Annotated in this window: 4 protein-coding genes; all 4 read right to left on the bottom strand. The window is 73.5% G+C overall.

The features are described 5' to 3' along the window. Window positions 1-659: transglycosylase domain-containing protein (locus tag Q0C12_RS09535; protein ID WP_290889486.1), on the bottom strand; the 659-nt coding region annotated here is incomplete at its 3' end. 50 nt (window positions 660-709) lie between these two features. Next, complete coding sequence (locus Q0C12_RS09530) at window positions 710-5,563, bottom strand: alpha-2-macroglobulin (protein ID WP_290889483.1); 4,854 nt, start codon at window positions 5,561-5,563, stop codon at window positions 710-712. Window positions 5,564-5,702: 139 nt separating this feature from the next. Continuing rightward, window positions 5,703-6,494, bottom strand: a complete 792-nt coding sequence (locus Q0C12_RS09525) for a hypothetical protein (RefSeq protein WP_290889478.1) — start codon at window positions 6,492-6,494, stop codon at window positions 5,703-5,705. Next, the gene (locus Q0C12_RS09520) at window positions 6,491-8,557 is read right to left on the bottom strand and encodes a PDZ domain-containing protein (protein ID WP_290889476.1); all 2,067 of its coding nucleotides are present in this window, start codon (window positions 8,555-8,557) and stop codon (window positions 6,491-6,493) included. Before Q0C12_RS09520 ends, Q0C12_RS09525 begins: the two co-directional genes overlap by 4 nt. Window positions 8,558-8,600 lie beyond the last annotated feature (43 nt).

The raw sequence follows: 8,600 nt of genomic DNA, 5'->3' as shown, positions 1-8,600 counted from the left end.
GACCACGCGCTGCGGGCGGCCATCCGCGCCAGCACCTTGTCGCGCGCCGCCTGCGCGGCCGCCGGGTGGCGGTCGGGACGGAGCCGGCTCGGTGCCTGCGGCAGCACCGCCAGCAGCGCGGCCTCGGCCCGCGAGAGTTCGCGCGCGGACTTGCCGAGGTAGGCCCAGCTCGCCGCTTCCACGCCTTCGATCGGTCCGCCGAAGGGCGCGTGGTTGAGGTAGAGCGCCAGGATCTCGTCCTTGTCCAGGCGCCATTCGAGCTGCAGCGCGCGCAGCGCCTGCCGCAGTTTCCCGGCCGGCGTGCGCCGGTGCGGCTCGAGGATGCGCGCGACCTGCATGGTGAGGGTCGAACCGCCCGACACCACGCGCCCGTTCGCGAGCCACTGGCCACCCGCGCGGACCAGGGCGAGCGGATTGACGCCCGGATGGTGCCGGAACCAGCGGTCCTCGTAGGTCAGGAGCGCCTCGATGTAATGCGGCGACACCTCGTGCACCGCGACCGGGTAGCGCCACACGCCGTCGCGCCCGGCGAACGCGCGCAGCGGCGAGCCGTCCGCGGCCAGCACCACCGCACCGGCGCCATCGGCGGCGGGCAACGGCGGGGGGAACAGGCGGTCGAGCGCGAACGCCAGCACCAGCAGCGCGAGCAACGCCGCCAGCCACCGCCCGCGTCGCCTGCCGCGGCGGCGCGGGCCGGGTGTCGCCGCGTTCAGGGCTGCACGACGGTCACCGTCGCCGGCACCGCCCTGCCGACGCCGCGCAGCTCGGCCCGGTACATGTCCTCGACCTGCGGCGGCGGCACCACGTAGGTCCCGGGCGTCACCGCCCGCACCAGGTAGAACAGCTGGGCAGGTTGGCCGGCATAGAGCTTGAGCGCGGCCACGTAGCGGTCGTCGCGGTACTCCTCGTGCAGCTTCTCGGCGAAGTCGCCACGGTCGCTGAGCGTCACGCCCTCGATCACCACGTCGGCCCACTGCGCCGGGTCGGTGAGGTTGAGGTTCTCGATCTCCAGCCCGGCCGGCAGCAGGTCCACCAGCAGCGCGTCGGGCATCGCCTCGCGCGCCTCGACCCGCAGCGCCGCCACCAGCACCTGGCCCTCGCGCAGCGGGCCCGGCTTCCAGCGGGTGCCGTCGGGGTTGAACCAGGTGCGTTGCACGGTGATCGCGCTGTCGTCGGGCGCCGGCGCCGTGCGCGGCACGCCGGCGACGTCGATGCTGGCGAACACCGGCGCCTCGGCCTGCGGCACGAAGCGCACGCCGGCCGAGAGGTCACCAAAGCCGTAGTCGCGGCTGAGCACGCGATCGGCGTCGATCGCCTGCTCTTGCGCACCCACGGCCAGCACGCCGGAGAACGTCGCCTGGCTGTCCAGGGCCAGGCCGCGACCCAGGCGCGCGAGCGCGATCTTCTCTTGGGTGCTGAGCCAGTAGCGGCTCTCGCCCAGCCGTGCCTGCAGGTCGCGCGACAGCGCCAACAGGCGGGCGTCGCGGCTGCCGTCGGTGCGCTTGTTCTCCCCGAGCAGGGCCAGCATCAGCGCCTGGTCGCGCAGCGGCGAGCCATAGTCGCCCAGCCAGCGCGGCCGGCCGTCGGGCTTGGCGAGCGCCTCGCGCACCGCCACCGCGGCGCGGGCCTCGTCGCCCTGCAGCGCCAGCGCCAGGCCCAGGTGCATCAGCGGCAGGCCGGTGAGCGACTTGCCGCGCTGGTTGTCGTGCAGCGCGCGCAGCGTACCCAGCGGCGCACGGTTGACCTTGGCCAGCACGTAGCCGGCCTGCGCCTGGTAGGCGAAGCGCAGGTGGTCGGCATCGTCGTACTGGTAGAAGGGCACGCCGCCGGTGAGCAGGTCTTCGCCCAGGCGCTCGAGCGTCTTCTGCAGCAGCGTCTCCGGCACCGCGAAGCCGGCCTCGCGCGCGGCCAGCAGGAACTCGGCCACGTAGGGCGTGAGGATGGGCATGGTGTCGCTGCCGCCCCACATCGAGAAGTGGCCGTTCGGCGCCTGCAGGGCCGCCAGGCGGCTGAACGCGCCCTCGAGCTGCTGGCGTCGCGCGGCTTCATCCAGGCCAGTGAAGCCCATGCGCCGGGCGCTGTCCGCATCGAGCAGCAGGGCCGCGTAGCCACGGGTGGTGGTTTGCTCGACGCAGCCGTAGGGATAGGCCAGCAGGTCCTGCAGCGCGCGTGCGAAGGGAATGGGCGGCTGCGTGGTCAGCGTCATGCGCGCCGACACGGTGCCAGGCATCAGGCCCTCGGCCAGCGCACGGTCGAGCGTGAGCGTGCTGCCCGGCGCCACCGTGCGCGCCTGCGAGCGGGCGATGTCGCCCCAGGCCGCGCGCACCGGTACGTCGAACTCGCGGTTCACCACGTGCCCGCCGCCCTCGACCCGCAGCACCAGGGTGCCGGTGCCAAAGCCCTCGGTGCCGCTGAGCGCAAACTCGAGCGTCTGCTTGGCTTCGGCCGCCAGCTTCACCTCGCGGCGGCCGCTGGCCACGGCGATCGGGCCGCGGGTCTGCAGGTCCACCTGGAAGGCGCCCTCGGCACCGGTGAAATTCTGCAGGTCCAGCGTCACCAGGCTGCGGTCGCCGGGCGCCAGCACGCGCGGCGCGCTGACTTCGGCCAGCACCGGCGCACGCAGCACCGATTCGCTGCTGCCCTGCCCGTACACCTCGTCGCTGAACACGAGGGCCGACACGCGCAGCGTGCCGTTGAAGTCGGGCACCGCCACGTCCACCGTCGCGCGGCCCTGCGCATCGAGTGCCACCGGGCCGGCGAACAGGTCCACGGTCTGCACGCGCGCAGTCGGGCGCCGCGCCTGCGGCAGCGCCGGCAGCGCCATGTCGCCGCCGAAGCGCAGGCGCGCCACTTCGCCGTCGAAGCTTTCGATCACGCGGCCGTACAGGTCGTGCGCCTCGACGCCGAGGCGGCGCTGGGCGAAGAAATGCGCCGCGGCGTCGGGTACCGGGAAGCGGGTGATGTTGAGGATGCCCAGGTCGACCGCGGAGATCGTCGCCCAGGCGGTCTTGCCGGCCAGCGCCGGCGCGCTGACCACCACCGGCAGCGGCTGCTCGGGGCGCGCCTGCGCGGGCGCCTGCACGGTCACCGGCACGCGGCGGTCGGCGCGGTCCATCGGAACGTGCGCCACGCCCACGGCACGGGCCGGCGTCACCTTCTCGACCGCGGAGCCGCCGCGCAGGACCAGCGCGGTGATGTAGACGTCGTGCCGCTCCCAGTCCTCGGTGACCTTGATCTCGTAGGTCTCGCCGGGCTTGGCCAGCAGCGGCTGCACGTGCAGCAGCCTGTCGGTCTCGACCAGCAGCAGCCCCTGGCCCGGCTGCGGCGGCGTGACCGTGACCCGCAGCGTGTCGCCGGCGCGGTAGGCGGTCTTGTCCAGGGCCAGCTTGACCTTGTCGGGGCGCGCATCCAGGCCGCGGTTCTGGTTGTCCCAGCTCCAGCCGGCCACGAAAGGCAGGCGCGTGAGCAGGCCGGTGGCCGGGTCGCGCACCTCGAGCCGGTACTCGCCCCACTCCACCGGGAAGTCCACGCGCACGTCGCCGTCGGCGCGCACGGCGAGCTCGCGGGTTTCCACCGTCTCGAAGCGCGAGGTGTAGTCGAAGCCCCAGCCGCCGCCGGGATCCTGGCGCCAATGGTAGTCGCGTCGCTCGCGCACCAGGCTCACCTGCAGGCCCTCGCCCGCCACGCGTTGGCCGTCGGCCCGCGCGCGCAGCAGCGAGAAGCCGGCGACGCCGTTGGCGGGCGCGCCCTCCTTCGCATCGAACATCGGCCGCACGCCGACCAGTTCGGGCGCCGGCCACAGCACCCGCTTGAGGCTGCGGCTGACCGGGCGGCCGCCGCTTTCGTAGACGCTGCCGCTGGCGACCACGGCCACCGGCGCGCCTGGCTGGGCGACTTCCTCGGGCAGCGCGATCGATGCGCTGAGCTTGCCCTGCGCGTCCAGCGCCTCGTCCACCGCGTCCTTGGCCTCGCGCGGCAGCGCCAGCGTCGGGTCGCCGAAGAAGTGGTCCGGGAAGGCTTCCAGCGGGTGCTGCTCGGCGCTCACCGACAGCCGCGCGGTGAAGCGATTGCCGGCCGCCGGCGCACCGTAGAGATAGGCCGCGGTGACGTCCAGCGCCAGCGGCTGGCCGGGCGCCAGCACCTCGGCCGCGCTCGCCAGTTCGAGCTTCATGCGCTCGGGCAGGAATTCCTCCACCCGCAGCGACATGCCCTGCACGACGTCCTTCGCGCCCGGCGCGGTGCGGAACTCGACCTGCCAGCGGCCGGTCGGCACGTCCACCGGCAGCGCGTGGCTCCAGCGGTAGTAGCCGCCTTCCTCGGCGGCGAGCTGGGTTTCCAGGAAAACCTTGCCATCGGGCTGCTTCAGGCTCAGGAACAGCGGCTGCGCCTTCACCGCACGGCCATCGTGGTCGCGCATCAGGGCCGACACCCGCAGCGTCTCGCCGGGGCGGTAAAGGTCACGCCCCGACCACGCGAACACATCGAACCAGGCCTGCGGCCGGCCCGCCACCGAGAACTCCGACAGGTCCAGCGCCGGCTGGTTGAGCGGCAGCATGGATACGTCGTTGCCGCTGCTGGCCACCAGCACGTGGTTGGCGTCGAGCGCGTAGGCGATGCGCGCGTTGCCGGCACCATCGGTGGTGGCGCGCGCGACCACGTCGCCCTTGCGGTCGATCACCTGCAGCGCGACGTCGCCGGTGGGGCTGCCCGACTTCAGCGAGGCCGTGTGCACCAGCACCTGGTCGCCGTAGGCGCGAAGGTGCAGGCCGATGTCGCTGATGAAGAAGATGGCGGTCTCGTAGGCTTCGTCGTAATCGCCCACGCGCCGCATCAGCGCGAAGTAGACGCCGGGCCGCTGCAGCTCGGCGATGTTCTGGACCGGCAGGTAGCTCAGCCGGCGCTCGTTGTCGGCGCCGCCAAGCACGAAGCGGTTGAGGTAGACGGGGTCGGCGACGCGGGTGATCGCGGGGCGCTCTTCCCACTGGCTCTCGCCCAGCTCCCAGCCGCCGCGGCGGCCGCCGCGCTGGTAGCTGACGAAGAAGTTGGCGACCTCGCTGTCGCGCACGCGCAGGAACTCGACGTCCACCTCGGGCACGTTCACCGACACCACCGGCAGGCCTCGGGTGTCGCGCGCCGGCAGCACGCTGCCCTGCGAGGCGAAGCCGACCGCAGGCGCGACCGGGCCGGTGTTGACCTTGCGGCGCTCCTCGCGCCCCAGCGCCTTGCCATCGGCCGCCACCAGGCCGGCGCGCAGCAGCACTTCGTAGTCCTTGCTGGCCTCGACGTAGGGGAAACGCAGCACGGCCGCTTCGCGGTCCAGCACCCAGCTGCCCTTCACGACGGCACCGTCCGGGTCAGTCACCACCAGCAGGTCATCGAAGGCCTGGCTGGCGGCGAGCGGCTGCGAGAACTGCAGCTCGATCGCCAGCTGGCCCTGGTGTTCGCCGCGCCCCGCGGCCAGCAGCCCGAAGCCTTCGACCGCAGGCCGCGCATCCACGGCGTCGCCGCCCTGCAGCTCGGGAACCTGGTTGGCGTCGCGCTTGCAGCCGGCGAAGGCCAGCATCGCGGTGGCGAGGATCAGCAGCGCGAACGCGCGGCGGAGGGCGGACATCGAAGGCATGGGCCGGCTCCCGGGGGGTGGCGGCCAGTATAGGTCGCCGCCCGCGCCGGATTGGCGCCACGGAATCGGCGGAGTGAAGCGGTCAGCGCCCCGCGACCGGCAGCTTCGCGGCCTGCGTGGTGGCGGCGGCGACCTTGTCGATCGGCGTCATCCGCAGCGCCATGTCGGCGAAGTCCAGGCCCAGGCCGGTGCCGCGCTGGCGGGTGACCGCGGCCAGGTCGATGTCCACGTAACCCATCGGCCGGCCGTCGTGCGAGAACGCCAGGCCCGGCACGCCGTCCACCAGCAGGCGGAAGGTCGGGTTGCGGGTTTCGCCCAGCACCAGGCCCGGCCGGAACACCGGCACCGCGCCCCACTCGTCCGAGGTGCGCAGCAGCGAGAAGAAGACCATGCCCGGCTCCGGGCCGACGCCCTTGGCGAGATCCACGAACGGCAGCACCCCCGGCGGCTGGCGCAGGCGCAGCCAGGCCAGGCCCAGCTCGCCGTCGCGGGTGACCAGGTCGGCCGGCAGCCAGTCTTCGCTGTCGGCCAGCCGCACGCGGAAATCGCTGGAGGTGGCGACTGGCGAGGCCTGCCCGGGCGTGGCGTTGCCGAGCGCGGCGAAATCAACGCTGACCGCGCGTTCGGGCACCAGCAGCAGGCCGTCGGCGCTGACCACGATGGCCTGGGTGCGGTCCTCGATGCTCTGCTCGTTGCCGGAGCTGGTCACCGACATCACGAACTTCACCGTCACCACCGCGCCGGCGTGGCGATCGACCAGGTCGCGGTAGATGGCGCGGTAATCGTCGAAGGAATCATCCGGCGCCGCGGCCGGCAGCGCGGCGGCGAATGCCAGCAGGCCGGCGGCCACGAACAGTCGAAGCATCGGGGTCATGGCGTCTCCGTGAGCCAGTAGCGTTCGAGGTAGAGGATCCGGGTCTCGCCGCCGCGGATCACCTGCAGCGGGATCACGCTGCCATTTCCCTTCGCCAGCGCCGCGTCCAGCGCCGCGGCCAGGCCGGGCGGGTCGCGCACGTCCTCGCCGGCGAGGCTGATGATGATGTCGCCACCCTGCAGGTGGGCCAGGCCGGCGGGGCCGCCCGGCTCGACGCCGTCGACCACCACGCCCTGGCGCGAGGCCGGCAGGCGGCGCGCGGCGCGGTCGTAGAAGCCCAGCTCGCGCAGCTGCGCCCGCAGCGTGGCCAGGGCGAGGGTGCGCAGGCCGGAGGTGTTCACCGGCGACTCGCCCAGCGTGACTTCGAAGGTGCGCGGCTTGCCGTCGCGCAGTGCCTGGAACTCCGCCTCGCTGCCGATCGGCAGGTCGCGCACGCGCTGGTGGTAGCCGTCGGCGGCGGATTCATTCGCGGCGCGCAACGGGGTGCCGTTGATGCCGGTCAGCAGGTCGCCAATGCGGGCGCCGGCGGCCGCCAGCGGGCTTCCCGGGTAGACCCGGATGATGCGGTAGCCCGCGGCGCCGAGGCCCAGGTCGCGGGCCAGCGAAGAGGTGACCGGCTGCACTTCGACGCCGGACCAGGCCTTGGCCAGTTCAGGCAGCGGCGTGCGCAGGCGATCGCCGTGGATGGGCACCAGCACCGCCAGCCGCTGCTCGGCGGCGCGCTGGAAGTCGACCACCAGCGGGCCGCCGGTCGGCGACGGCGCGCCGGCCACGGCCTCGAGGTCGTCCAGGGTGCGCACCGGCCGGCCGCCGACCCGCCGGATCACGTCGCCCGGTGCCAGGCCGGGCCTGGCGATCGCCGCCGGGCCGCCGGGGCGGACGCCGGTGACCAGCAGGCCCTCGGCGTCATCCAGGTTCCGCCGACGGCCCATGGCCGGCGTCAGCGGCTTCAGCGACACGCCGAAAGGTGCGAAGGCACGCTCCTCGCCGGGATCCTCGGCCTGCGCATCGGCCATCAGGCGCAGCTCGCTGCGGCGGCCGTCGCGATCGACGCCCAGGCGCAGCGCCTCGCCGGCCGGCAGCTCGGCGATCCGGCGCTGCAGCGCGGGCACGTCCACCGGCTGGCGCGCGTCCACGGCCTCGCCCTGCAGGGTCAGGATGCGGTCGCCGGCGCGCAGGCCGGCCTTCTCGGCGACCGAGCCGCGCTCGACCGCGTTCACCAGCACGCCGCGGTCCAGGCCCGTGCCCTTGAGCGAGCGCAGGCGGAAGCCGAACTGGGCGCGGCGGATGCGGCCGTCGGCCACCAGCGCACGCACCACGTCGCGGGCATCGGGCCCGGGAATGGCGAAGGCAAGGTCGCCGCCGAAGATCATGCCGCGGGTGTTCACGCCGACGATGCGGCCCGACAGATCGACCAGCGGGCCGCCGGAGTTGCCCGGGGCGATGGCGGCGTCGTGCTGGATCCAGGCGTAGTAGCGGCCGGTGGGTTCGTCCACGCCGAGGCGGTCCTCGTAGTCGGCCTCGTCGTCGAACAGCGACACCAGCAGGCGGCGCGGGTTGTTCACCACGCCCGCGCTCATCGAGTTCGACAGGCCCCAGGGCGCACCCATCGCCAGCACGGTGTCGCCCGGCTGCAGGTCAAGCACGTCGGCGAACTCGGCATGGGCGAAGGTTTCGGGCTTCGGCGGCAGCGCCTGCAGCACGGCCAGGTCGGACAGCGTGTCGGTGCCGACCAGCCGCGCCGGCAGCTCGCGGCCGTCGGCGAATACGACGCGGAAACTCTTGCCGTTCTGGGTGACGTGGGCGTTGGTGGCGATGTGGCCCTGCGGCGTCACCACCGTGCCGCTGCCGCTGGACACGCTGAGCACGGGCTCGCCCTGCTGGTGGTCCTCGCGGACGGTGAGGATGCTCACCACCACCGGCAGCACGCGGTCACGGGCCGCGCCGATGCGGTCGGCATCGCTGGCGCGGACTCGGGGCACCGCCTCCTGCGCCGGAACCGGCATTGAGACCAACAGCCAGGCCGTGGCCAAGCCGGCCACGACGCAATGGAAAACACGCATTCGACTCTCCCAGTTCAAGCCCGGGGCCAGGTTGGGAACCTGA

Source organism: Arenimonas sp. (assembly GCF_022842045.1).
Classification (GTDB): domain Bacteria; phylum Pseudomonadota; class Gammaproteobacteria; order Xanthomonadales; family Xanthomonadaceae; genus Arenimonas.
Note: the sequence above shows the minus strand (reverse complement) of the source record. Positions and strands in the feature narration are given on the sequence as shown.

Bases quoted from the DNA above. Each gene is read 5' to 3' on its own strand.
- Q0C12_RS09530 (WP_290889483.1), bottom strand. From the start codon at position 5,563: ATGCTGGCCTTCGCCGGCTGCAAGCGCGACGCCAACCAGGTTCCCGAG.
- Q0C12_RS09525 (WP_290889478.1), bottom strand. From the start codon at position 6,494: ATGACCCCGATGCTTCGACTGTTCGTGGCCGCCGGCCTGCTGGCATTC.
- Q0C12_RS09520 (WP_290889476.1), bottom strand. From the start codon at position 8,557: ATGCGTGTTTTCCATTGCGTCGTGGCCGGCTTGGCCACGGCCTGGCTG.